We start from the raw sequence: 20997 nt of genomic DNA, 5'->3' as shown, positions 1-20997 counted from the left end.
AAAGAAAGTCAAAATTAAATGTTAACTAATGAAATAAATCGGGTTTTTTAAGGTGTTTCAGGGAGGTTTTGCCTTTATTCTTGGCGGATGATGATCTCGTTGGGGAGTTCGTTTGTGTCGTCAGGACGTGGGGGAAGATGCCGGGAGAGGAGCTCACCCAACTGCCTGATTACCTCACAGAGTCCCTCGGAGGCCCTTCCTTCCCTCATAGCCCTGGCCAGTCTGGTGGCCAGGTGGTCCAGGGATTCCTGGGAGACCTTGGCCATGACACCCCTGTCAGCCAGGATCATTACGCGGCGTTCGAAAAGGGAGATGAAAATCAAAACTCCGGTGGCCTCCCTGGTGAGGTGGAGGCCGTGCTCAAAAAAGGCCCTTTGGGCCCTGAGCCGAACTTTATCTTTGCGCCGGCCAGGGGAGATAAAAGGCCTTTTTAGCCAGGGAAATCGTCGGGTGAGAAGGAAGAAAAGGCCCGAATAGATAAATTCCTGGGGAATGTATAGCCAAAGAGAGGGAGTTTTTAGGTTTACGGTAATTAAAAAGGCCAGCAGGTGTCCCCACAGGATTGCGGCCAAGATCTCGGCCTCCCGGTAGCGTCCACTATGCCCCACCACCATGACGGCGATCTCTGCCGAGGTTTTGGCCTCGGCTTCAGCCACGGCCTGGGCTACCTTCCTTTGGGCCTCCTGGTTAAAAAGGGGCTTCAAGTCTTATCTCCTCCCTTGATTATCTTTTTGAGAGCCTGGACTTCCTCTGGGCTCAGATAGCGCCACCCTCCTATGGGTAGATCTCCAAGGGTCAGGGGACCAAAGCGGACTCGCTTAAGATACCTTACCGGATGACCAATGGCGGCAAAGAGATGCCGGATTTCTCTTTTTCGACCCTCGGTGACCACCACCTCGAACATGGTTGTTCGCCTGGTCCGCCCTAGTTGCTTAATTGAGCGGGGACGCACCCGTTTGCCCTCAACGATCACCCCCTCTTCTATAAGCCATTTAATCTTTTCCGGGCGGGGATGCCCCTTTACCTGGGCATGATAGACTTTTTCTACCCCGTAGCGGGGGTGGAGGAGGCGGTGGGCCAGCTCCCCATCGTTGGTGAGGATAAGAAGACCTTCGGTAGCGTTGTCCAGCCGTCCTACAGGGAAGACTCGATAGGGCACCTCCTTGATAAGATCCTTTATCGTGCGCCGCCCATGCGGGTCAGAGAGGGCCGTGAGATAACCTGCTGGCTTATGAAGAAGGAGATAGACCGGAGGCTCCAGACGTATGGGTTGATCGTCAACCCGGATGTCGCTTTTTTCTGGGTCCACCTTAAGGCCCAGCTCGCAGACCACCTGGCCGTCTATCTTTACCCTTCCGGCCCTGATGAGTTCTTCGGCCTTCCGTCGCGAGGTTACACCGGCTCGGGCAATCAACTTTTGCAGTCTCTCTTCAGCCACCCTCTCCCTCCATATCGATAGCTGAATAGAAAAACAGCATCTTGCCTTAAGGTCAAAGGAAAACGGGCAATTTGGAAATATTAAGCTAAGATTTTTTAGTAACAAATAAATTTATTTGCTTTTAGTTTTAAGATGGTATAAAAATTCATAAATATCAGGTCTATTTCCATTCTTGGGTCAGAATTTCAAGCCAAGGAGGTCATGTTGAGGAAGGGATTGCTTCTGACGGTTCTGTCCTTAATCCTTTTGGGGGTTGGTGCCTGTGGCCCTCGTTCGGTGACCGTGATCAAAAGTGATTGTCCTTATGGGCCTCGAGGTCGGGGAGAACAGTGGGCCTTTATGGGCAGTCAGAAAGAGTCCCTCATCGTTAACCAGCTGTGCGGGGCGGGCGATCTGGAGAAGATCCTGGCCGCATCCAGGCTTCCCGTGGAGAAAAAGGATCAGATCTACCTGGCTGTCTGCTCACCAGAGGCCTCTCCGCAGAGGTTCTATAAGCTCTATCGTTCCCTTTCTCTCGAGGAGAGGCTGGATCTTAAGAAGGCCTTTAAGAAATTCGGTTACTATCTTAATGAATACGGCTGATAACCGGTATCGGCCGGGTTCCGGCCGGTAGTTTCTATGGGAATCTCCTTAAAAGCATTTCCCTCGAGCCAGAGTATGCGGTTACAGAGACGGGCCAAAAAGTGGTAGTCGTGGGAGATAATAATCTGGCTCTTACCAAATGTTTCGAGGACATTCATCAAACGGGCCGTGTTGAGGGGATCAAGATCTCCGGTGGGTTCATCGAGAATCAGGGCCTCTGGCTTCATGGCCAAAATGGTAGCCAGAGCTACCAGCCGTTTCTCCCCTCCTGAGAGGCGGTGAATCAGGCGATTCTCAAAACCCTTAAGGCCAAGGAGTCTTAAGGTCTCTCGGACTATCTTTTCTACCTCTTGCCGCGGCCACCCGAGATTTAGGGGGCCAAAGGCAACATCTTCGGCTACGGTAGGACAGAATAGCTGGTCGTCAGGGTCCTGAAAGAGGAAGCCGATCCGGGCCCTTACCTCGTAAAAATCCTCTTCCCGGCGGCGTTCTTTGCCGAAGATGATTACCCTCCCCTGGCTTGGACGATTAAGCCCCATAATTAAGCGGACAAGGGTGGTCTTTCCGGCTCCATTGGGCCCCATGATTCCTAAACGGAGACCGGCTTCAAGCTCAAAAGAGAGATTCTCAAAGATTGTCCGTTCTGGATAGGAAAAAAAGATTCCTTCTAACTTGATAAGGTTCATCTCAAGATAAAGGTCCAGATAAAAAGACCACCCCAAAAGAGAATGGCACCGGCAAGAAAGCCCACATCTTGCCCCTTCAACTGAAAGTGGCGATAGACTGGAAATGTTCCCCTGAACCCCCGGCAGACCATAGCCTGATAGACTCGCTCACTGCGTTCATAGCTTCTGATTATCAGACTGGCTATCAAATAGGCATAGGTGCGATAGGTTAGCAGATTTGTCCGGGGACGGAAACAGCGCAACTTGGTGGCCTCCTGCATCTTCTGGAGCTCTCTCTCCAAGACGTGTAAGTAGCGAAAGGTAAAGAAGAGAAGTTGAACAAGCCCTGAAGGCAGACGGAGATGGTGAAGGGCGTGCACCAGGGCGAAGACCGAGGAGGTAGATAGGAAGGCGATCATAATGATTAAGACAATATTTACCTTGACCAGTATCACCCCGGCCAGGGCAAGCCCCTTTCGGCTGGCTTCAAGGGGGCCAAGGGTAAAAAGGGGTTCTCCCTTGGTGCTGAAGAGAAGGCTTAGGGCCAGAAAGAAAACAAAGGTGTTTACCAGGGCCAGACGCCGGAGCACCTGACGGAAGGGGAGCCCTGCTTTTACGAGCATTATCAGGGCAAAGGCTCCGGCTGGCAGAAGGATTTCTGCCTGGGGAGAGGTGGCCACTACCGTAGCCCCTGTTAGGGCCACGATGATTTTGACCCGGGGATCGATCCGGTGGAGGAAGCTCTGACCGCGGCTAAAATCTTCGCTGATCAAGGTCTGTTCTTGCGAGAGTAAATATAGGCCAGGAGCCCAAAGAGGCCGGCAATATACCCCAGGCCCCCAATGATCTCCGAAGGAGAAGGTCGCCTCTGGGCTTGGGCCAGCTCCCTTATGCTTTCATAAAGGGGGGTGAGGCGCCGGTCAAGCTCCTGGTCTAGGATCTGGCGAATTTTTTCCTCCGAAAGGGCGGTCGGGGCTCCAGGGGGCGGGGTAAAGATAGTCCTTAGATCTTTCGGCTCGGGATGCGTTTCCCTTCTGTGATGACCCAAGGTGAGTCTAAACTCTGCCCGGTGGCCCAGCTCGGCCACGGCAACGATCTTTAGCTCCTTCTCTGGGGGAAGAGCAAAGCGGAAGCGGCCTTGAGAATCGGTGTGGCCGGTAATAAGGGGATTCTGGCTGCCTGGGGGATAGACTTCAATGAGGCAACCCTTGGCTGGAGAGCCATCATTGAAGTAAACCTCTACGGAAACTTCATCTCCCTCTTGATAGGCAAAAACGTTGATTCGGTGGGCCTCTGCCTGTATGGCTCCCAGAAGGAAGAAAAGCCCCACCAAAAGACCGATACCCCTTTTCATCCCTTAACTCCTGTGGCCGAAAGCTGAAAGATTTCTGGTTTGGCCCGCTTGAGGAAGTCTACCAGAATGGCGGAGATAAGGGCCTCGACACCCATGATTGGCAGATGGGCTATTAAAACCAATTTGGCCGCCGGATAAAAGGCTTCACCAGTGCTGGCCAGCTCGAGGGCCACCAGAGTCCCGGTAACAGCAATGGCCACGGCCGAGGCCAGGGCTGCCGAGATTTGCAAAAGGCGCCCTTTACTGCGACGGACCAGGAGCCCAAAGAGGCCGTAGGCTACCACTCCTCCTAGGGCCATGTTGAGGGTATTAATTCCCAAGGTGGTCAGACCTCCGAATTGGAAGAGGATGGCTTGAAGAAAGAGGGCCACTAAAAAGGCCGGAAAGATAAGCCACCCCAAGATGAGTCCGGCCACGCCGTTTAGAACAAGATGGACGGAGGTGGGGCCAAGGGGGATGTGAACCAGAGAGGCCAAAAATAGGGCGGCGGTAAAGAGGGCCGTCTGGGGTATCTTTTCGGCGCTGAGCCTCTTTAGACCAATGACCGTGCCCCCCAGGGTGGTCAGGGCCCCGCCTATTAGGACTGGTAAGGGGAGAATGCCGTCAGAGATGTGCATTTATTTGACTCCTTGAGGAAGGGGGTAGGCCCTGATCCAGATAACGGCATCCAGTTCCAGGGGATATTTCTTCCCATTGTGATCAAGCTCTCCTCCCTCTCCCAGGGCCGAGAAGGCCCACCACCCAGCCCAGGGAATAGAATAAGAGAAGATACCCTGGGCGTCGGTCTTAATCACCTGGGTGATGAAGGGCTCTGCTGGAGGGGTTAGGCCCCTGTTGTTTAAAAACTCTACCTCCACCTCAATATTAGGAGCCGGCTTTCCGTCGATAAGGACCAGCCCGCGGAAGGTATTGCCGGCCCAGAGACCATAGGGGCGGGTTAGGGGGATGATTTCAGCCTTGAGCCCTACGGGCTTATCCCAACCCTCTTCAGCTCCGAAGGCGTTGATTACCACCTTTGTAATTTGTTGAATGAATTTGCCTTCTGCTGGTTCAAAGTAGGGTTGGGGGATGAGATAAAACAGATGGTCTCCAGGCCGCCGAAGGAGATATTCAGCCCTCCAGGCCCTTACCAGGGGGCCTCCGGGAGTGGCCGGGATCTTCATCTCTTGGAGGCTCGAGGAGAGATCCTGCCTTTTGCCCCGCACCATTACTCCGAAAAGTTGGGGATGGCCCATATCCATGTGAGGCCCCCCTTCCACCGGATGGGTGAAGATCATTTTTAATTCTATCCGGGGTGATTCATCCGTGGCTACTATGTCAGCGGAGGGAATAAGAAGCTGGAAATGGGCCTGGACCCGGGGGGAGAAAAGGCTAAGTAGCAGCAACAGAGACAAAACCAAACTGGACAAGACGACTCTCATGTGACCTCCCTGCTGATAACAATTTTTTAAGATGTGTAGCACCAATTTTAATCAGGGAAAAGGACTTTTTTAACTTGACTTTTGCTGCCCACTTTTTTATAAACCTTCTTCAGTAAAATTAATTCTAAAAAACTTGACCTTGACACTGAAAAAGGAGAACCAAAATTCTCAAATAATTAAGGGGATAATAGAAGAAATCTTTTTTAAGATTCAAATTCAAACTTTTGAGATCTAAAAAACCTGAAAAGGAGGCGTGGGATGGCCTGTAAGAAATGCACTGGTCTTACCGAAGAGCAAAAAAAGATTCTTTCGGCCCTGGCCGAAAGGAATGAACCCTCTGGCTGCAAGGACATCGCCCAGCTTACCGGGCTGAGTAGTCAGGCAGTCAGCTGTCGTCTGAGAAGTCTTAAATCCAAGGGTTATGTGGACAGCCCGGCCAAAGGCAAATACGTCATTACCGATGCCGGAAGGGCCGAGGTGGGAGCCTAAAAATATACAAAAGGAGGGAGTTATGGGAAGTCTTAAAGGGACACGCACCGAAAAGAATCTGCTCACCGCCTTTGCCGGTGAGTCTCAGGCTCGCAATCGCTACACCTTTTTTGCCTCTCAGGCCAAAAAGGAGGGGTATCAGCAGATTGCGGCCATCTTTGAAGAGACCGCCAATCAGGAGAAGGAACATGCCAAGCGGCTCTTTAAGTTTCTGGAAGGAGGTGAGGTAGAGATTCAGGCCAGTTTTCCGGCCGGGGTGATCGGTAGCACCCTGGAGAATCTCAAGGCTGCTGCCGCTGGTGAAAACTACGAACACACCCAAATGTACCCGGAATTTGCCCGGATTGCCCGGGAAGAGGGCTTTCACGAGATTGCGGCCGTCTTTGAGGCCATTGCCGTAGCCGAGCAGCATCATGAGTCGCGCTACAAGGCCCTGGCCGCCAATATTGAGGCCGGGAAGGTCTTTAAAAAGGACGCCAAGGTTCGCTGGAAGTGTCGCAACTGCGGTTATATCCACGAGGGCGAGGAGGCCCCGGATATGTGCCCCTCCTGTGCCCACTCCAAGGCTTACTTTGAGGTGGCCTGTGAGAACTGGTAAGGAAAGGAGGTAGTCATCTATGACCTTAGTTACCAAAGAGGCTCCGGACTTTACCGCTGAGGCGGTAATGCCTGACAACAGCTTTTCAAAGATTACCCTTTCATCCTATCGGGGAAGGTATGTCATTTTGCTCTTCTACCCCCTGGATTTTACTTTTGTCTGCCCTACGGAGATTCTGGCCTTTGACAAGAAGCTTGAAGAGTTCAAGAAGAGAAACTGTGAGGTTCTGGGTATCTCTGTGGATTCGGTCTATACCCACTTTGCCTGGAAGATGACTCCGGTAGAAAAGGGCGGAATAGGGAATATCCAGTATCCCTTGGTTTCGGATCTCAGCAAAAATATCTCCCGTTCTTACGGGATTCTCTTTGACGAGTCAGTCTCTTTAAGGGGGCTATTTTTAATTGATAAAGAGGGAATTGTTCGGCACGAGCTGATTAATGATCTTCCCCTGGGACGCAGTGTCGATGAGGCCCTCAGGGTTCTGGATGCCCTTCAGTTCTTTGAAACCCATGGTGAGGTCTGCCCGGCCAACTGGCGTCCAGGTGAAGAGGCCATGAAGCCTACTCCCGAGGGGGTGGCTGAGTATCTGGCCAAGCATGGTAAAGACTAGGCTTTGGGGGGGCAGAACGCCCCCCTGCCGGCTTCATTATCAAAATCTACAAATCTACTTTAAAGGAGGGGGGCATGAGAGGTCTTAATTTTTGGGCCCTTGCTGTTTTTCTGGTTATAGGTGTCTGTGCCCAGGCTGGGGCTGCCGAGATGGGAAAGTTTAAGTATTCGGATTTTAAAAAACCTACCATGTGTGCCGGCTGCCACAAGGAGATCTACCAAGAGTGGCGCCAGAGCATGATGTCTCAGTCTTACACCCATACCTGGGATGAGGTGGAGTATTTTAAACTGGCCCTGCCCCATTCCCAGAAAGAACCCAAGGTGGCCGGGGTTAAGGCCGGTTGTATCGGCTGTCATTCACCACTGGCCTTCCTTACAGGAGATATTCCTCCTCAGCCGGTCTCTGCCAACAGCCGGGCCAACGAAGGGGTCTCCTGTGAGGTGTGTCACAATATTGTTGGGAGCACCGAGAAGGAGCCCTTTAACTTTAGTTTCATTGTCCAGCCCGGGCGCGACAAACAGGGGCCCCGTAAAGATGCCAAGAGCCCTGTTCACGGGGTGGTTTATTCCGAGTTTCTCCGGACTCCGGAGTTCTGCGCCACCTGTCATGACGAACAGAGCCCTTATGGGGCCTGGGTTAAGGAGACCTATCGAGAGTGGAAGGCCGGCCCTTATGCCAAACAGGGCGTTCGTTGCCAGGACTGTCATATGTATCGGGCTCCGGCCAAGGCGGCCATGGGGGGAAAAGTGCGTCAGGATATGGCCCACCACAACTTCCATGGCTCCCACGTGCCTTCAAAGCTGGCCGGAGTCATAGACCTGGCCCTTTATGCCAGCAAGAGGGAAGTCTCGCCGGGGAGCAGGCTGGTTATCCGGGCTGAGCTTTTTAACGGTAAGGCCGGACACATGGTTCCCTCTGGCTCTTCAGAGGAGAGGATGCTCTGGCTTGAGGTCTGGGCCGTTGATGCCAAAGGGCGCAAGTTTCATCTTCCGGTGGACAAAAAGGGCTTCAAGGGCGAGGAGTACACCATTGCCGATTCCTCGGCCCTGGCCTATCAGGCCATGGGAGAAATTATGGAGATTAAGGGCTTTAAGGGGATCAAACGAGATGGCGACGTTCCTGATGGAGCCAGGATCTTCCGGCGGCCCTTCTTTGACCCCAAGGGACGGATGACCATCTGTCAGTGGTACACGGCGGACAACAATCTGGTTGATTATCGGATAGGCCCTCGGGAAACCAAAGTGGAGACTTATACCTGGCGGATACCGAAGAATGTAGCCAAAGGTCCTCTGACCATTAAGGCCACTCTTTACTACAGCCAGGTGCCAAGCTCTGTGGGTAAGTTTATGGAGCTTCCTCCGGAGGAATACCAGCCCATAACTGTCAACCAGGCCACGGTCCATTTAGAGGTCAAGTAAAGTCAAGCGGCGGCCAGGCCTTTGGCCGCCGCTTGATGAAGGAGGCATTGTATGGAAAGGCGGCTTTTCTTAAAGGGCCTTATGGCTACTGCGGCTATGGTTGGGGTGGCTCCCAGGGCTCTGGCCGCTGAGAGACTAAACCGCCTTAAGAATCCTCATAATCCTTCGACCCTGGAGAAAAAGCATGTTCCGGCCATCATTGCTCCTGGTGAGGTTCGGGCTGGCCAGTGGTTTGAAGTGCAGGTAAGGGTAGGATACCTTCTTCCTCATCCTTCCCTCCCGGAGCACTGGATCGATGAGATTTCTTTAAGGTTTGAGGGGAAGACCATAGCCAAGGTCAACTACCCCCAGGGAGGAGTTGCCTCCTCTTTGGCGGTGTTTAAAATTCGTCTCTCAGAAACAGGTACCCTTGAGGCCGTAGAACACTGCAACCTTCATGGTTGGTGGCTAAGCGAGCCTCGGGTTATCAAAGTAATTTAAATCTTTTGGAGGAAATCTGCTAATAAGGAGGATGGAAGGATGACGAAACTTCTTGAGGTCTACAAGTGTGAGGTCTGTGGCAACATGGTGGAGATGGTCCACGCCGGACAGGGCCAGCTTGTCTGTTGTGGCCAGCCTATGAAGCTTATGGAGGAAAACACGGTCGATGCCGCCAAGGAAAAACATGTTCCGGTGGTGGAAAAGATCGATGGCGGTTTCAAGGTTAAGGTGGGCAGTGTAGCCCATCCGATGGAAGAAAAGCACTATATCGAATGGATCGAGATTATCGCTGATGGTAAGGCCTACCGCCAGTTTCTTAAGCCGGGTCAGGCTCCGGAGGCAACATTTCTGATAGACGCCCAGGAAGTTACTGCCCGGGAGTACTGCAATCTTCACGGACTCTGGAGGAGTTAGGATGCTTAGTCAACGAATGGAGGAGGCCCTTAATAAGCAGGTTAATGCCGAACTTTACTCAGCCTATCTCTATCTTTCCATGGCCGCTTATTTTGAATCCATGAATCTGGAGGGGTTTGCCCACTGGATGAAGATGCAAACCCAGGAGGAGCTTACCCACGCCATGAAATTTTACAATTTTATCAATGAGCGCGGCGGTCGAGTGAGACTGGCTACCATCGAGGCCCCTCCCTCTGAATGGGCCTCACCGCTGGCAGCCTTTGAGGCGGCCTTGAAACACGAGCAGTATGTCACCAGCCTGATAAATGATTTGGTCAACCTGGCCCTGGAGGAGAGGGATCATGCCACCAATATTTTCTTGCAATGGTTTGTCAGCGAGCAGGTGGAAGAGGAGGCCTCGGTAGGGGCGGTGGTGGAAAGGCTCAAGCTGGTTGGTGATTCCCCCCAGGGTCTTTTTATGGTGGATCGAGAGATGGCCAAACGGGTCTTTAACCTTCCGACAGAAACGACGGGTGAGGCCTAAAGTTAATTGCTTTTTACAGGAGGCAGGTATGAAGAAGTATGTCTGCAGCGTCTGTGGCTATGTGTATGATCCCCAGGCCGGGGATCCGGTAAACGACATCCCACCGGGAACACCCTTTGAAGAGCTTCCAGATCACTGGGTGTGTCCTGTTTGTGGAGCAGCCAAAGAGGCTTTTAGCCCGGCAGATTAAATTCCTAACTTTTAAGGAGAGACACTCAGATGGCTAACGTGGTTGAGGTAAAAAAGGACATCTACTGGGTGGGGGCCATTGACTGGAATATCCGGGATTTTCATGGTTACTCTACCAAACGAGGGTCCACCTATAACGCCTATCTGGTCGTTGATGAGAAGATCACCCTTTTTGACGTCGTCAAAAGGCCCTTTGTCAGTGATCTTGTCCACCACCTCATTAAGGTTTTAGGGGATCCCCAGAAGGTTGACTATATCGTTGTTAACCATGTGGAAATGGATCACTCTGGGGGGCTCCCGGAGCTTATTGAACGTATCCGTCCCGAGAAAGTCTTCTGTTCTCCCATGGGCTATCGGGGGCTAATTGAGCATTTTCACGATAAGGCCAAGGACTGGCCTTTGGTAGAGGTTAAAACTGGAGATCGTCTTAGCCTGGGACGCCGGACGGTTCAGTTCTTGGAGACCAGGATGATCCACTGGCCAGATAGCATGGTCTCTTACCTCCCGGAGGACAAGATCCTTATCTCTCAAGATGCCTTTGGCCAGCACTATGCCACTAGTGGACGTTTTGACGATGAGGTTGATTTTAGTAAGCTCATGCAGGAGTCGGCAAAATATTATGCCAATATCGTTCTTCCGTTTTCCCCCCAGGTGCAAAAGTTGCTCCAGACCGTAGAGGAGATGGGCCTGGAGATAGAGATGATCCTGCCTGATCACGGGGTTATCTGGCGGAGCCGCCTCAAGGATATCCTTGAGGCCTATCGCCGCTGGAGCTCTTATGAGGCTCGGGCCTTGGCCGTAGTCTGCTACGCTACCATGTGGCAAAGTACGGAGAAGATGGCACTGGCCATCGCCGATGGCCTTATGGCCGAGGGGGTTGAGGTTAAGGTAATGAACGCTGGTATCGACCACCGAAGCGACATTATGACCCAACTCCTTGAGGCCAAGGGCCTGGTTGTAGGCTCCTCTACCCTTAATAACAACATGCTTCCCCAGATGGCCGATATCCTGACCTACATAAAGGGTCTTCGCCCCCGCCAGAAGATAGCCGCCGCCTTTGGTTCTTATGGCTGGAGTGGAGAGGCCGTCAAGCACATGAACAAATACCTGGAGGACATGAAGGCCAAGCTAGTTCACCAGGGCTTAAGGGTTAAGTTTGTCCCCACCCATGAGCAACTCAAAGAGTGCCGCGAGCTTGGCATCCAGATAGCGAAGGCCATCAAAGAAGATCTGGCCAATGCCCAGTAGTTCTGGCAGGGCCTTAAAATGGGAGGTCCTCTCCCTTCTAAAAGAGAGGGACCTCCCAGATCTTCTTAAGCAGCTGACCAAATACCCTCCTCAAAGAGTCATAAATCCTCTCATTGGAGCCCTTTGTCACCGTGAAGAGGCTGTTCGCCTCCGGGCAGCCATTGCTCTGGGTGAGGTGGTCTCCCGTCTGGCGCAGAAAGATCTTGAGGCCGCCCGGGTGGTTATGAGGCGGCTGATGTGGATGCTCAACGAAGAGTCAGGGGGCATAGGCTGGGGAGTTCCTCTGGCCATGGGAGAAATTCTGGCCCGCTCTCCGAGCTTGGCCGCAGAATATGCCCATATATTAATTTCTTACCTTCGAGAGGACGGAAATCTTCTGGAATTTGAGCCCCTTCAGCGGGAGGTTCTCTGGGGTCTGGCCCGTTTAGCCAGGGAAAACCCTAAACTTATGCGGCAAAAGGGGGCCTTAAGATACATTCGTCCCTTCCTTGACTCTCCTGATCTCCAGGTTCGGGCCGCAGCGGTATCTGCCCTGGGGCTTCTGGCAGATAGTGACTCGGTCTCCAAAATAAAACAACTCATCGGTGACCAAACCGGTGTCCCTGTCCCCGAGGGGGATCAGTGGCGGATAAGGCCTCTGGGATCTTTGGTCCAGGAAGCCCTCTTAAGGCTGGGGTCAGACTCGGCTGCCGCCAAAGATGCGATTTAATTCCTTCCAACCGGCTATAGAGGTCACAAAGAGGAGCTTGTCCTCCGCCTTAAGGGTCAAGGAGCCTTGAGGAAAAAGGAGATGATCTTCCCTTACCAGGGCAATGAGTTCGGCCTCCTCGGGGAGGGGAATATCCTTTAAGGGGCGATCAACCCAGGGGGATTTAGCGGAGATGGTCTGGATAACCAGACGTTTGCCATCGGGCAACTCAAGGGGAATTCCCAGCTCCAGAAGCACCAGGAGATTGAGATGACCAATGGTTTCGGGGATGGAAACCCGGCGTTTAAGCAGAAGGTCCAGGGCAGTTTGAAGAAATTCTTCCTGATGAGCAGCGGATTCGGCCCGGTTAGGTACCTGAAACTCGTAAAGGCTGGGGTATTTGAGATCTGCCGCCAGCAGGCTCTGGACAAGATAACTCAGAAGCACAGCCAAAGCTGCCGGAACCAAGAGTAAATAGGCCCCGGTCATTTCCACCACCATGAACATGGCGGCGATAGGTACCCTGGCAGCGGCTCCAAAGACCGAGGCCATCCCCACAACGACGAATGAGGCCGGTGGCAGATGGGCCAGTCCAGCCATGGCCCCTCCTAACATGCCCCCTACGAAGAGGCTGGGAGCAAAGACTCCACCTGATCCTCCGGAGGAGACCGTCAGGGGAAAGGCGATCATTTTGGCGAATAAGAGGACCAGCATCAGCTTCCACCCCAGGCCTCCATCCATGGCCATCTGGATCCATCCGTAGCCTCCTCCCAGAATCTGGGGAAGCCAGATGGCCATGATTCCTACCCCCAGGGCCCCAATGGCCGGCTTGAAGTGGGGCTTTATGGGAATTCGCAGGAACAGATCTCGAAGACCATAGAAAACCACCGGAAGGATGGTGCCGATGGGGCCACTTAAAACCCCCAAAATGGCGTACCAGTAGTACTGACGGACATCAACGAAGAGATCCGGTGGAACCTGGAAAAGAGGCCCGCAGATTCCCATAAGGCCCATGGCCGTGTAGGCAATAACCGCAGCCAGGAGAGTAAAGATGAGTGCTCCGGCCTCGAATTCCATTTCACTGTAGAGAACCTCAATGGTGAACAGAGCCGTTCCGATGGGAGACCGAAAGATGGCCGATAGCCCGGCAGCGGATCCCATGAGCATAAGAAGACGGCGGTCTTCAGCCGGCCGTTTGGCCACCCGGGCGTAGAGAGACCCGATTCCGGCACTAACCAGGGCCGTGGGGCCCTCACGGCCAGCCGCCCCTCCTGAACCAATGGTGATAGCCGAGGCCAGCATCTTTAAAAACGGCACTCTGGTCCGGATATAGCCTCCCAATCGATGAAATGCCCGGACCATGGCGTCTGTTCCGTGTCCTTCGGCTTCAGGGGCCCAGGTGTAGACGATGATTCCGGAGAGAAGCCCCCCTAAGGTGGTGGCCAGGGGAATCATCCAGGGGCTACGGGAGCTGAGGCTCTCTTTGAGAATGCCTCCCTCATTGGGAAGCCCGGGAGGAATATAGCCGGCCAGGCGATGAAGAAAGATCTCTTGGGCCAAGCCAAGGAGAAAGATAAAGACCTTGGCGCTTAAGGCACCAATAATTCCCAGGAGAACAGCGTCGAGTACCAGCCGCCTTGTTCTGGCCTTCATTAAGCCTCTCCAGGCATTTCTATGCCCTGATGGACTTGCAGTTCCAACTTTGATGCTCTCAACATGAGAGCTATCAAATTAGTTTTTAATTTTCCTGGCCCCAGTTTTTTCTTAGATACCATTGATCCATATTTTGATGCAAAAAAGGCGGGCATCGGCCCGCCTAAGGTTGGGGGGAGCTATAAGATCGGCTACTTCTTCAAGGCTTCTATAAGCTCGTCTACAGTCAGGGCGGGAAAGGTAGAGGGTATGACTGTCCCTCTTGAGCCAAGTTCCACAGAAAGTTTAGTTACTGTGGCGTTATCGGGGGCTTCAAGGATGTTTAAAAAGTCATATGGCCCCATTATGGCATACTGGGCTAAAATCTTTATCCCCATGGCCTCTACTTCTTTGTTAACCTCTTTGATCCTATCTGGCTTTTTCTTAATAGTCTTGCGGCCTTCATCGGTGAGTTTGGTCATCATGATGTAAATGGGCATCTAAGACCTCCTTGAAATAAAGTTTGAAGAACTTTTTAAGAAAAATCACCATTATAGACTTAAATGTCAAGTTTTTATATAAAACTTATCGGATTTTTCCCTAAAATCTTTTATTTTAGCCTCTAACTGTCGATAAATATCAAGTTAGTTGGTTTTGGGGAATATTAAGGGAAGCCCCCTGAGGGTATGGAGAGAGCTTCCTCGGGTCCTTTTGGATTTTGCCTGCCTTTTGACGTTTACCTGTCTATTTCAGGGCTGTTTGGGCTTCTTGGATTTGGGGAATACCAGCTAAAAAACGATAAGTCTGAAAAGTCCTTTAATTTCAAGGAGTTAATTTAAGGTCTTTCCTAGTTTGTGGCGATATTTTCTTAAGGAAAATTACTGATGAGGAGCTTTGCTATTATGAAGAGATTTCACTATTCCCTTAAACTATTTTTGGGGGCTTTTTGGGGGCTTTTGTTTCTGTGCAGCCTAATTTTGGCCTTTTATCCGCAAAAAGATTATGTTTTTTATTTTTTTCTTTGTTTGAGCCTAGCTCTCTTTTTGGGTGGGCTTTATTTCACTATCCTTCTTAGTCGAGATCTCCAGGCCATCGCTTCAGCCCTTTGGGCAGCCTCCCGAGGCAGCTTTGAAAAAGGACTTCGTCCCCATGGATTTCAGGAAATTAAGGATCTTATAAAGGCTATGGATAGCTTTTTTGCCTTTATTGTTGGCCTTTTTTCTACTCTGGGGCTTCAAAATCGAATCCTGGGGGAAGCCCGGGAGTTCATTGATTCATCCAGCAATGAGATAAAAAATCACGCTCAAAGAACCAGTGATATAGCCCAGGATATGAAGACTTCAGCCACCCAGGCCACGGAAGATATAGAGACAATCTTTACTGCTCTGCAGGATCTTTCTACGGCGGCTACAGAGATTGCCCAGAGTATCTCCTCGACCGCCCAGAAGACCAACGAGGCCCAGGAGCATGCCTTAGCCACAAAGGAAACTATTTCTCGTCTTTCTGAAAGCTCTCAGAAAATAGGATCCATCATTAAAGTTATTAATGAAATCGCCGAGCAAACCAATCTTCTGGCCCTAAACGCCACCATTGAGGCCGCCCGGGCGGGGGAGGCCGGAAAGGGCTTTGCCGTGGTGGCCAACGAGGTCAAGGAGCTGGCCCGTCAGACGGCCAAGGCCACCGAAGAGATTACCAGAATGGTGGAGACAATCCAGCAGGAGACCCAGTCTGCGGTTTCAGCGGTGGAGTCAATTACTGGTACAGTGGTAGAAGTGAATGATTTGGCTAATACTATTGCCAGTGCAGCCGAAGAGCAGACAGTAACCATAAGCGATATAACTAGTAATATCGAACGGGCTAGTAATATTACTCGAGAGGTTAAAAACAAGGCGGATGTTTTGTTTGATCACTCTGAAAACTTTGAGGGTTTGAAAAAAGACTTGGATATTATTGAAACCAGTGTTGACAATATAGTAACCGAAGGGTCGATGGTTCTTTCGGGGATTAGAATAAATACCAATTTTATGTCTGAGATTCAGGACTATATCCCTGAATCTCAGAAGATCAGGGCTGTCCTTTATCAACATCAGCAGTGGAAAGACAATGTTATTAGTGCAATAATTCAAGGTAAACCTCCAGAGGTAGAGACTGATCCCACCAAATGTGGTTTAGGAAAATTTTTGAAGAATTACCGACCAGATCCTACGATAGAACCTATAATAGATAGACTTAAAAAGGTTCATCATGATCTTCATACTTCAGTGATAGATCTTCAAAAGATGTTAACCTCCGGTCAGGAAAGATGGCAGGCTATAACCTTCTTTAAGGAGAGAATTCAGCCCATCTTTAATGAAATCTTAGATCTGTTTAATAAGTGGCTAATTTCAGTAGATAAACAAGCTGGTCTTCGTTTGGGAAGTGATCATTTGGTAGAGAACAAAAAATTTATGGAATGGGGGCCTCAGTTTGTTGTAGGGGTACAAATTGTTGATGAGCAGCATCAAAAGTTGCTGAATATGGTAAACTCTCTTTATGAATCTCTTCAAAGTGGTAGAGATAAAGAGTATCTAAAACGCTTGCTTTATGATTTAATTGACTATACAGCTTATCATTTCAAAACTGAGGAAGATTTGTTTGATAAGTACCAGTATCCTGAAAGTGATATTCATAAAAAGATACACGAAAAGTTAGTCAAAAAAGTTTTAGACTTTAAAGAGAGAGTAGATTCAGGTGAGGCTCTTATCTCTCATGATCTTATGAATTTTCTTAAAGAGTGGTTAGTTAATCATATTTGCATTACAGATAAAAAGTTTGGCTCCTTTTTAAAAGAAAAGGGCGTATCATAGGGGTGCAGGATCAACCCAGAGCCATCTTTGGCCGATTTTACCCTCTTATGACAGGGGAGAAAAAACTTTAGTCAGGCTTATGGTGCCCCCGGCAGGATTCGAACCTGCGACTCCGGGATTAGGAATCCCATCCAGGGACCTTCCTATAATTTCCCTTCTTTTCCTGAAACCTTGACAGATCAAGGATTTCGGGGATACCATATTCCCGAAACATCCCTAAAATTCCCCTTCCAGGTGGGGAATAGGTGGGGAAAATTTCAAAGCTTAGACAACGGGATCTAATGGAATTCTTAAGCATTAAGTCTTCCTCGGGGGTGGGGAAAAGAAGGTGCAAGGTGGGGAAATCCTGGGATTAAAAACGGAAACGGAGTACGTTTATGGCGAAACCCAAAAAGTATGAAACCTTCAAAAAATTCCCTGGAGTAAGGGCTTACCTGAGCGAGACCCGTAAAACGCCAGATGGGAAGCCTGATAAGTGCTTCTATATCCGCTATAAGAACTTAAACGGTAAGCTCATTGAAGAAAAGATCGGTTGGGCCTCTGAGGGAATCACAGCCGCCTATGCTGCGCAAATCCGGGCTGAAAGATTAAGGACCGTCCGTCTAGGAGAGGAACCTATACCTATCCACAAAAAACGCAAAGAGGCCGTCACCTTTGCCCAGTTTATGCGAAAGCGTTACCTGCCTTGGGCCAAAGAGAACAAAGCTTGGGAATCCTACCGGCGTGAAGAGGAGCTTTTCCGACGCTACATCGACCCAGTCATAGGAGATAAAACCTTAAAGGACATCTCTCCTTTCGATCTGGAACGCATCAAGAGCGATATGCGGAAAAAAGGTCTGGCTGAGAGGACTACGGAATACGCCCTGGCCGTGGTTCGCATGGCCTTCAATCGGGCCAAAGAGTGGGGGCTTTTTCGAGGCGATAACCCTGCAAGCAAAGTCAAACCTCCTCGGAAAGATAATCGCCGCCTACGTTTTCTCACCCCTGAAGAAGCTAGTCTTCTCCTTGAGGCGGTAAAGAAGAGAAGTCGCCAGTTATATGAGATTTGCCTTCTCTCTCTCCACACGGGAATGAGGGCCGGAGAGATCTTCAACCTCACCTGGGCCGACATAGACATGGCCCGTGGCCTTATCTACATCCGGGACCCTAAAAACAATACTACGCGCGTCGCTTATATGACCGATGAGGTCAAGCGCCTTTTCATGGCCAAGACACCCGGAGAACCCTCAGAACTGGTATTTAAAGATCGTAAAGGACAGAAGATCAAAAAGGTCTCTAGAGTATTTTGGGAAGTAGTCCAGGAACTCGGTTTCAACGAGGGCGTGGCAGACCACAGGATGCGTGTCTGCTTCCACACCCTCCGCCACACCTTTGCCAGCTGGCTAGTTATGAACGGAACTCCGCTTTTCACGGTAAAAGAGCTTCTCGGCCACAAGACCATGCTCATGACCGAACGCTATGCTCACCTTGCCGCTGAAGCTCAGAGGCAGGCCATCAAAGAGATCGAAAGGGTGGCCCTCCAGGCCATGACCGGAAAAGTAGTGTCTTATACCGAAAAACTAGGGGGTTAAGCATGGCTACTCTGGAAATACGTCAGGAAAAAGATCGGGTAGTTATACCTCTTGAGCTTTGGAGGCGCATAAAAGAATCGTTGGGCCTACCGGAAGATTTCCGTGAAGCATCCAAAAAGTTATTAGAGCTTAAAGAAACCAGAGAGAAGCGAGGAGACTGGCGCAAGCTGAGAGGCTCCCTGGAAGGGATCGTTTCCACCAAGGATCTTGAGAAAGAGCACAAGTGGGAGATAGAACGTGAGCGGAAGAAGTTTGGTCTTTGATAGCTGGGCAGTCATTGCCTGGCTTTGCGATGAGCCCGCTGCCTCCAGAGTTCAAGAGCTCCTTGAGAGGGCCGAAAGAGGGGAGATTTCCATTTTTATGTCCCTGATAAATGCGGGTGAAGTCTTTTACATTACGGCCAAAAAGCACAGCCTTGCCAAAGCTCAGAAGGTTATCCAGACCCTTTTAGGTAGTCCTATTAACTTTCTCCTCCCCACCGAGGAGGAAATCTGGAGGGCTGCCGAGATCAAGGCCCGTTACCCTCTTTCCTATGCGGATGCTTTTGCGGTGGCTCTGAGTCTTCTCAGAGAGGCCGCTTTGGTAACTGGAGACCCGGAGATCAAACATCTGGAGGGCAAGGAGTCTTTGAGTTTGGTTTGGTTAAGATGAGCGAGTCTAAGCAACCAAAATCCGGGCTCTCTAGGGTTGCGCGCCCCGAAAAGCGGGTGACCCTCGCCCGCCTGGGAGCCCGGTCTTTCTTAAACGAGGGAGACCGCATGAGGGAGGTCAAATGGAAGCCCTTACCCTTAATGACTATCTGGCCAGAGTCTTAGAAAAGGCTTCTTTCATTCAACTGCCCACCAAGGAAGTCGTGGCCTATTCCTCAATCTTCCCCACTTGTTTTGGGAAAGGCGAGTCTGAAGAGGAAGCTTTAGCCGCTCTCAAAGAACGAATTCGTCTTGAAGTGTGGAGGCTTCTCAGCCAAGAGAAAGACCCGCCTGCTTTGGAAAATGCCAGGCTCAAAAGCGAGGAGTATCAGGCTAAGGCCAAACAGTCCTTACAAATGGCCGAGGAGAATTGGAACAGCTGGGCACAAAGTGAAATTCTTAACGCAAAACGGTTTGCCCTGGGAGAATCTTCCTCATGGCATCCTGATGGCCATTACTCCATTTCTTTTTACGCACGATGCCCGAAATGCCGAGGAACTTTTGACTTGTTTCTTGAAGGAGAGGAACTCCGAAAGCTTGCTCGGGAAAACTTCCTGAGTATGGGAGAGCTAACCCAAAAATGCCCGGATTGTGGCTCAAAAATCCTCTTTAAGCCCCAAATGGATCTCTTCGATGTTTGCGCTCACTCATCAATCAGGCTACTTAACTTGCTTGAGGCTTCTTGGGAGGCAAAAGGCTATCTCCCCCACCTGGTTCGAATAGAACTTAAGCGCCTTTTTTGGAATCTCATCTCTTTTGCCAAAGACTTGAGCGACTACTTCGGCGACCAAGCCCTTAAAAGCCTGGTAAAAGAAGGGCTGCCCCAAAATATGCTTGAGGCCGAATGCCTGGAGACCAAATTCTTAGAACCCTGGGAGGATCTTCTTGAGGCCGTCCGCTTGGCCTTTGAAATAGATCCTTACTTGTGGGACATCTTGAGCTTTAGAGCAGAACGCGTTTTTCAAGAAATCGTGGCCGAATTTCCTACCTTCTCCGACTTATGGAAGATTTTCGATCTCAAAATCAAGCTCTCAGAAAGGAAACCGAGAAAGAACACTCTCTTGCAAAAGTTTTACGAATTATATCGACAGGTAGATCCATTTCAAAGGAAAGTCGTCGATTCCTGGGCTGAAAGAGAAGGCAGCCTTAATCTCTTAGGGCACCTTATCTTAGGGCACCTTAGTTTCCATGAAAGCGTTGCTTTAGAGATCGCCCAAAAATTCCTCCCTCCTGAGACCCTGGACTCTTTGAAAGAGGAACTCTACGACTTCAGGTTCCGTATAGGCGTATTTTTAGCTCGCATTTGCTGTCAGATTGTCTGGTTCCAATGTCTGAAAAGGGAAGCCCTGCTTTTCCTTAAATGCGAGCTAAAAAACTATGCTCAAAGGTTTCGGGGGAAAAGCAAAAAGGTGGGCAAGCTCAAACTCAAGCTTCCGGGAGCCAGTCTTGAAAGAGATGTTCAGCTGGCCCGAGGAGGAGACAAGGACGCTCTTGCTCGGCTACTGGCTTGGGAGCCATTGTGGGGAGAATGCCCGTGGGTGAAGGACTGGCTCAAGAAATGGACTTATGATCGGGAATGGTACGAAAAGCGCCAAAAGCTGGCCCGTATGAAGCCGGGATATCTGATCCCTAGAAGTCACAATGAGGTAATGGATTGGATTATTAAAGAGAGCATCAAGGTTTTGAACCTCATCGGACCGGGGGTTCTGAGTGTAAAAGCCCTCCTTTCCTACCTTGCCGAAAAAGCTCCGGAAAAGAGAGAGGCCCTTAAGCCTCTTGACCCCGGGGAGATCAACAAAAAGGTAATTAAGGGCCGCAAACTCTTCCCTTAAGCCCCTCCCTTGCCCTCTTAAGGGGCCAAATTTTCGCAATTTTTCGGCCTTTTTGTGAAGGGCCTTTGTCTTATTCTTTCCCCCCAAGAACTCAAAAAAGCCTACGGGAGGAAGAAATGAAACCGCTTTTCATCGCTGCTACCGAGGTGTCTAAGCTGTTTCCCGGCCTCTCGCCCAAGACTCTTGCGAACCTTCGGAGTCAGGGGCGAGGACCTCGGTTTTTCAAAAAAGGCCGGCGGGTTTTCTACCGGGTAGAGGACCTCGAAAGGTGGCTCGCCGAGGGAGAGGTGAAGACTTCCGGATGTTAAGA

The 20997-nt window shown here is 50.7% G+C and carries 27 protein-coding genes; 17 read left to right on the top strand and 10 right to left on the bottom strand.

The genetic code is table 11. The features are described from left to right. Positions 1-74: 74 nt before the first annotated feature. Positions 75-704, bottom strand: coding sequence for a TPM domain-containing protein (locus G4V39_RS02505; RefSeq protein ID WP_166031438.1), 630 nt, complete (start codon positions 702-704; stop codon positions 75-77). Beyond that, entirely contained in the window at positions 701-1438 is a 738-nt protein-coding gene (locus tag G4V39_RS02500) for a pseudouridine synthase (RefSeq protein ID WP_166031437.1), read from the bottom strand. Before G4V39_RS02500 ends, G4V39_RS02505 begins: the two co-directional genes overlap by 4 nt. Before the next feature lie 204 nt (positions 1439-1642). Between G4V39_RS02500 and G4V39_RS02495 the strand changes: the two genes are divergently transcribed. After that, positions 1643-2020 carry a hypothetical protein gene (locus tag G4V39_RS02495; protein ID WP_166031436.1) on the top strand — a complete coding sequence of 126 codons (378 nt, stop codon included), beginning with the start codon at positions 1643-1645 and terminating at the stop codon, positions 2018-2020. On the opposite strand, the gene G4V39_RS02490 is transcribed toward G4V39_RS02495, so the two are convergent. Genes G4V39_RS02490 through G4V39_RS02470 form a run of 5 tightly spaced genes read right to left on the bottom strand, consistent with a single transcriptional unit; the run spans position 1999 to position 5460 of the window. Then, positions 1999-2706 carry an energy-coupling factor ABC transporter ATP-binding protein gene (locus G4V39_RS02490; protein WP_166031435.1) on the bottom strand — a complete coding sequence of 236 codons (708 nt, stop codon included), beginning with the start codon at positions 2704-2706 and terminating at the stop codon, positions 1999-2001. The two genes, G4V39_RS02495 and G4V39_RS02490, sit on opposite strands and share 22 nt — an antisense overlap. Next, positions 2703-3458 (bottom strand): cobalt ECF transporter T component CbiQ, encoded by a 756-nt coding sequence (gene cbiQ / locus G4V39_RS02485; protein ID WP_166031434.1) that lies wholly within the window; start codon positions 3456-3458, stop codon positions 2703-2705. Before cbiQ ends, G4V39_RS02490 begins: the two co-directional genes overlap by 4 nt. Continuing rightward, a complete protein-coding gene (locus tag G4V39_RS02480; protein ID WP_166031433.1) occupies positions 3455-4039 on the bottom strand; it encodes a DUF4198 domain-containing protein in 585 nt (194 codons plus the stop codon). Before G4V39_RS02480 ends, cbiQ begins: the two co-directional genes overlap by 4 nt. Next, entirely contained in the window at positions 4036-4656 is a 621-nt protein-coding gene (gene cbiM, locus G4V39_RS02475; RefSeq protein ID WP_166031432.1) for a cobalt transporter CbiM, read from the bottom strand. Before cbiM ends, G4V39_RS02480 begins: the two co-directional genes overlap by 4 nt. Continuing rightward, positions 4657-5460, bottom strand: coding sequence for a DUF4198 domain-containing protein (locus G4V39_RS02470; RefSeq protein ID WP_166031431.1), 804 nt, complete (start codon positions 5458-5460; stop codon positions 4657-4659). It abuts the gene before it with no gap. Positions 5461-5718: 258 nt separating this feature from the next. Between G4V39_RS02470 and G4V39_RS02465 the strand changes: the two genes are divergently transcribed. The 10 genes from G4V39_RS02465 to G4V39_RS02420 all read left to right on the top strand — a co-directional run bounded on the left by G4V39_RS02465 (position 5719) and on the right by G4V39_RS02420 (position 12138). After that, positions 5719-5949, top strand: coding sequence for a winged helix-turn-helix transcriptional regulator (locus G4V39_RS02465; RefSeq protein WP_166031430.1), 231 nt, complete (start codon positions 5719-5721; stop codon positions 5947-5949). Positions 5950-5971: 22 nt separating this feature from the next. Beyond that, entirely contained in the window at positions 5972-6547 is a 576-nt protein-coding gene (gene rbr / locus G4V39_RS02460; RefSeq protein ID WP_166031429.1) for a rubrerythrin, read from the top strand. Positions 6548-6566: 19 nt separating this feature from the next. Next, a complete protein-coding gene (locus tag G4V39_RS02455; RefSeq protein WP_166031428.1) occupies positions 6567-7157 on the top strand; it encodes a peroxiredoxin in 591 nt (196 codons plus the stop codon). 74 nt (positions 7158-7231) lie between these two features. Further along, positions 7232-8575 (top strand): multiheme c-type cytochrome, encoded by a 1344-nt coding sequence (locus tag G4V39_RS02450; protein WP_166031427.1) that lies wholly within the window; start codon positions 7232-7234, stop codon positions 8573-8575. Between the two features lie 51 nt (positions 8576-8626). Beyond that, positions 8627-9055 carry a desulfoferrodoxin family protein gene (locus G4V39_RS02445; protein ID WP_166031426.1) on the top strand — a complete coding sequence of 143 codons (429 nt, stop codon included), beginning with the start codon at positions 8627-8629 and terminating at the stop codon, positions 9053-9055. Between the two features lie 39 nt (positions 9056-9094). Beyond that, positions 9095-9469: a desulfoferrodoxin gene (locus tag G4V39_RS02440; RefSeq protein ID WP_166031425.1), complete on the top strand. Its 375-nt coding sequence runs from the start codon at positions 9095-9097 to the stop codon at positions 9467-9469. A gap of 1 nt (position 9470) precedes the next feature. Continuing rightward, a complete protein-coding gene (locus G4V39_RS02435; protein ID WP_166031424.1) occupies positions 9471-9992 on the top strand; it encodes a ferritin in 522 nt (173 codons plus the stop codon). 28 nt (positions 9993-10020) lie between these two features. Beyond that, positions 10021-10182 carry a rubredoxin gene (gene rd / locus G4V39_RS02430; protein ID WP_166031423.1) on the top strand — a complete coding sequence of 54 codons (162 nt, stop codon included), beginning with the start codon at positions 10021-10023 and terminating at the stop codon, positions 10180-10182. 29 nt (positions 10183-10211) lie between these two features. Then, positions 10212-11429 carry an FprA family A-type flavoprotein gene (locus G4V39_RS02425; RefSeq protein ID WP_166031422.1) on the top strand — a complete coding sequence of 406 codons (1218 nt, stop codon included), beginning with the start codon at positions 10212-10214 and terminating at the stop codon, positions 11427-11429. After that, a complete protein-coding gene (locus G4V39_RS02420; protein ID WP_166031421.1) occupies positions 11419-12138 on the top strand; it encodes a DVU0298 family protein in 720 nt (239 codons plus the stop codon). The genes G4V39_RS02425 and G4V39_RS02420 overlap by 11 nt, the downstream gene beginning before the upstream one ends. Here the strand turns inward: G4V39_RS02420 and G4V39_RS02415 are convergent. Genes G4V39_RS02415 through G4V39_RS02405 form a run of 3 tightly spaced genes read right to left on the bottom strand, consistent with a single transcriptional unit; the run spans position 12106 to position 14249 of the window. After that, complete coding sequence (locus tag G4V39_RS02415) at positions 12106-13770, bottom strand: chloride channel protein (RefSeq protein WP_166031420.1); 1665 nt, start codon at positions 13768-13770, stop codon at positions 12106-12108. The two genes, G4V39_RS02420 and G4V39_RS02415, sit on opposite strands and share 33 nt — an antisense overlap. Beyond that, positions 13770-13925, bottom strand: a complete 156-nt coding sequence (locus G4V39_RS02410; protein WP_166031419.1) for a hypothetical protein — start codon at positions 13923-13925, stop codon at positions 13770-13772. The genes G4V39_RS02415 and G4V39_RS02410 overlap by 1 nt, the downstream gene beginning before the upstream one ends. Before the next feature lie 36 nt (positions 13926-13961). Then, entirely contained in the window at positions 13962-14249 is a 288-nt protein-coding gene (locus G4V39_RS02405) for a GYD domain-containing protein (protein WP_166031418.1), read from the bottom strand. 525 nt (positions 14250-14774) lie between these two features. Here G4V39_RS02405 and G4V39_RS02400 point away from each other — a divergent pair. The 6 genes from G4V39_RS02400 to G4V39_RS02375 all read left to right on the top strand — a co-directional run bounded on the left by G4V39_RS02400 (position 14775) and on the right by G4V39_RS02375 (position 20995). Beyond that, the gene (locus G4V39_RS02400; RefSeq protein WP_166031417.1) at positions 14775-16595 is read left to right on the top strand and encodes a bacteriohemerythrin; all 1821 of its coding nucleotides are present in this window, start codon (positions 14775-14777) and stop codon (positions 16593-16595) included. Between the two features lie 377 nt (positions 16596-16972). Then, the gene (locus G4V39_RS02395) at positions 16973-18166 is read left to right on the top strand and encodes a tyrosine-type recombinase/integrase (protein WP_166031416.1); all 1194 of its coding nucleotides are present in this window, start codon (positions 16973-16975) and stop codon (positions 18164-18166) included. A gap of 2 nt (positions 18167-18168) precedes the next feature. Beyond that, positions 18169-18429: a hypothetical protein gene (locus tag G4V39_RS02390; RefSeq protein ID WP_166031415.1), complete on the top strand. Its 261-nt coding sequence runs from the start codon at positions 18169-18171 to the stop codon at positions 18427-18429. After that, the gene (locus G4V39_RS02385; protein ID WP_166031414.1) at positions 18404-18817 is read left to right on the top strand and encodes a type II toxin-antitoxin system VapC family toxin; all 414 of its coding nucleotides are present in this window, start codon (positions 18404-18406) and stop codon (positions 18815-18817) included. Before G4V39_RS02390 ends, G4V39_RS02385 begins: the two co-directional genes overlap by 26 nt. Positions 18818-18938: 121 nt before the next feature. Next, positions 18939-20687, top strand: coding sequence for a hypothetical protein (locus G4V39_RS02380; protein ID WP_166031413.1), 1749 nt, complete (start codon positions 18939-18941; stop codon positions 20685-20687). A gap of 116 nt (positions 20688-20803) precedes the next feature. Beyond that, the gene (locus tag G4V39_RS02375; protein WP_166031412.1) at positions 20804-20995 is read left to right on the top strand and encodes a helix-turn-helix transcriptional regulator; all 192 of its coding nucleotides are present in this window, start codon (positions 20804-20806) and stop codon (positions 20993-20995) included. Positions 20996-20997 lie beyond the last annotated feature (2 nt).

The organism is Thermosulfuriphilus ammonigenes, assembly GCF_011207455.1.
Classification (GTDB): domain Bacteria; phylum Desulfobacterota; class Thermodesulfobacteria; order Thermodesulfobacteriales; family ST65; genus Thermosulfuriphilus; species Thermosulfuriphilus ammonigenes.
The sequence above is the reverse complement of the archived record's forward strand: the minus strand, read 5'-3'. Positions and strand labels throughout refer to the sequence as shown.

Excerpts from the sequence above, each read along its gene's own strand:
- G4V39_RS02395 (WP_166031416.1), top strand. The coding sequence starts at position 16,973 with ATGGCGAAACCCAAAAAGTATGAAACCTTCAAAAAATTCCCTGGAGTA.
- G4V39_RS02425 (WP_166031422.1), top strand. The coding sequence starts at position 10,212 with ATGGCTAACGTGGTTGAGGTAAAAAAGGACATCTACTGGGTGGGGGCC.
- G4V39_RS02440 (WP_166031425.1), top strand. The coding sequence starts at position 9,095 with ATGACGAAACTTCTTGAGGTCTACAAGTGTGAGGTCTGTGGCAACATG.
- G4V39_RS02450 (WP_166031427.1), top strand. The coding sequence starts at position 7,232 with ATGAGAGGTCTTAATTTTTGGGCCCTTGCTGTTTTTCTGGTTATAGGT.
- G4V39_RS02480 (WP_166031433.1), bottom strand. The coding sequence starts at position 4,039 with ATGAAAAGGGGTATCGGTCTTTTGGTGGGGCTTTTCTTCCTTCTGGGA.
- G4V39_RS02405 (WP_166031418.1), bottom strand. The coding sequence starts at position 14,249 with ATGCCCATTTACATCATGATGACCAAACTCACCGATGAAGGCCGCAAG.
- G4V39_RS02490 (WP_166031435.1), bottom strand. The coding sequence starts at position 2,706 with ATGAACCTTATCAAGTTAGAAGGAATCTTTTTTTCCTATCCAGAACGG.
- G4V39_RS02390 (WP_166031415.1), top strand. The coding sequence starts at position 18,169 with ATGGCTACTCTGGAAATACGTCAGGAAAAAGATCGGGTAGTTATACCT.
- G4V39_RS02455 (WP_166031428.1), top strand. The coding sequence starts at position 6,567 with ATGACCTTAGTTACCAAAGAGGCTCCGGACTTTACCGCTGAGGCGGTA.
- G4V39_RS02415 (WP_166031420.1), bottom strand. The coding sequence starts at position 13,770 with ATGAAGGCCAGAACAAGGCGGCTGGTACTCGACGCTGTTCTCCTGGGA.
- G4V39_RS02380 (WP_166031413.1), top strand. The coding sequence starts at position 18,939 with ATGGAAGCCCTTACCCTTAATGACTATCTGGCCAGAGTCTTAGAAAAG.
- cbiM (WP_166031432.1), bottom strand. The coding sequence starts at position 4,656 with ATGCACATCTCTGACGGCATTCTCCCCTTACCAGTCCTAATAGGCGGG.
- G4V39_RS02465 (WP_166031430.1), top strand. The coding sequence starts at position 5,719 with ATGGCCTGTAAGAAATGCACTGGTCTTACCGAAGAGCAAAAAAAGATT.
- rd (WP_166031423.1), top strand. The coding sequence starts at position 10,021 with ATGAAGAAGTATGTCTGCAGCGTCTGTGGCTATGTGTATGATCCCCAG.
- G4V39_RS02470 (WP_166031431.1), bottom strand. The coding sequence starts at position 5,460 with ATGAGAGTCGTCTTGTCCAGTTTGGTTTTGTCTCTGTTGCTGCTACTT.
- G4V39_RS02375 (WP_166031412.1), top strand. The coding sequence starts at position 20,804 with ATGAAACCGCTTTTCATCGCTGCTACCGAGGTGTCTAAGCTGTTTCCC.
- G4V39_RS02410 (WP_166031419.1), bottom strand. The coding sequence starts at position 13,925 with ATGCCCGCCTTTTTTGCATCAAAATATGGATCAATGGTATCTAAGAAA.
- G4V39_RS02445 (WP_166031426.1), top strand. The coding sequence starts at position 8,627 with ATGGAAAGGCGGCTTTTCTTAAAGGGCCTTATGGCTACTGCGGCTATG.
- G4V39_RS02435 (WP_166031424.1), top strand. The coding sequence starts at position 9,471 with ATGCTTAGTCAACGAATGGAGGAGGCCCTTAATAAGCAGGTTAATGCC.
- rbr (WP_166031429.1), top strand. The coding sequence starts at position 5,972 with ATGGGAAGTCTTAAAGGGACACGCACCGAAAAGAATCTGCTCACCGCC.
- G4V39_RS02420 (WP_166031421.1), top strand. The coding sequence starts at position 11,419 with ATGCCCAGTAGTTCTGGCAGGGCCTTAAAATGGGAGGTCCTCTCCCTT.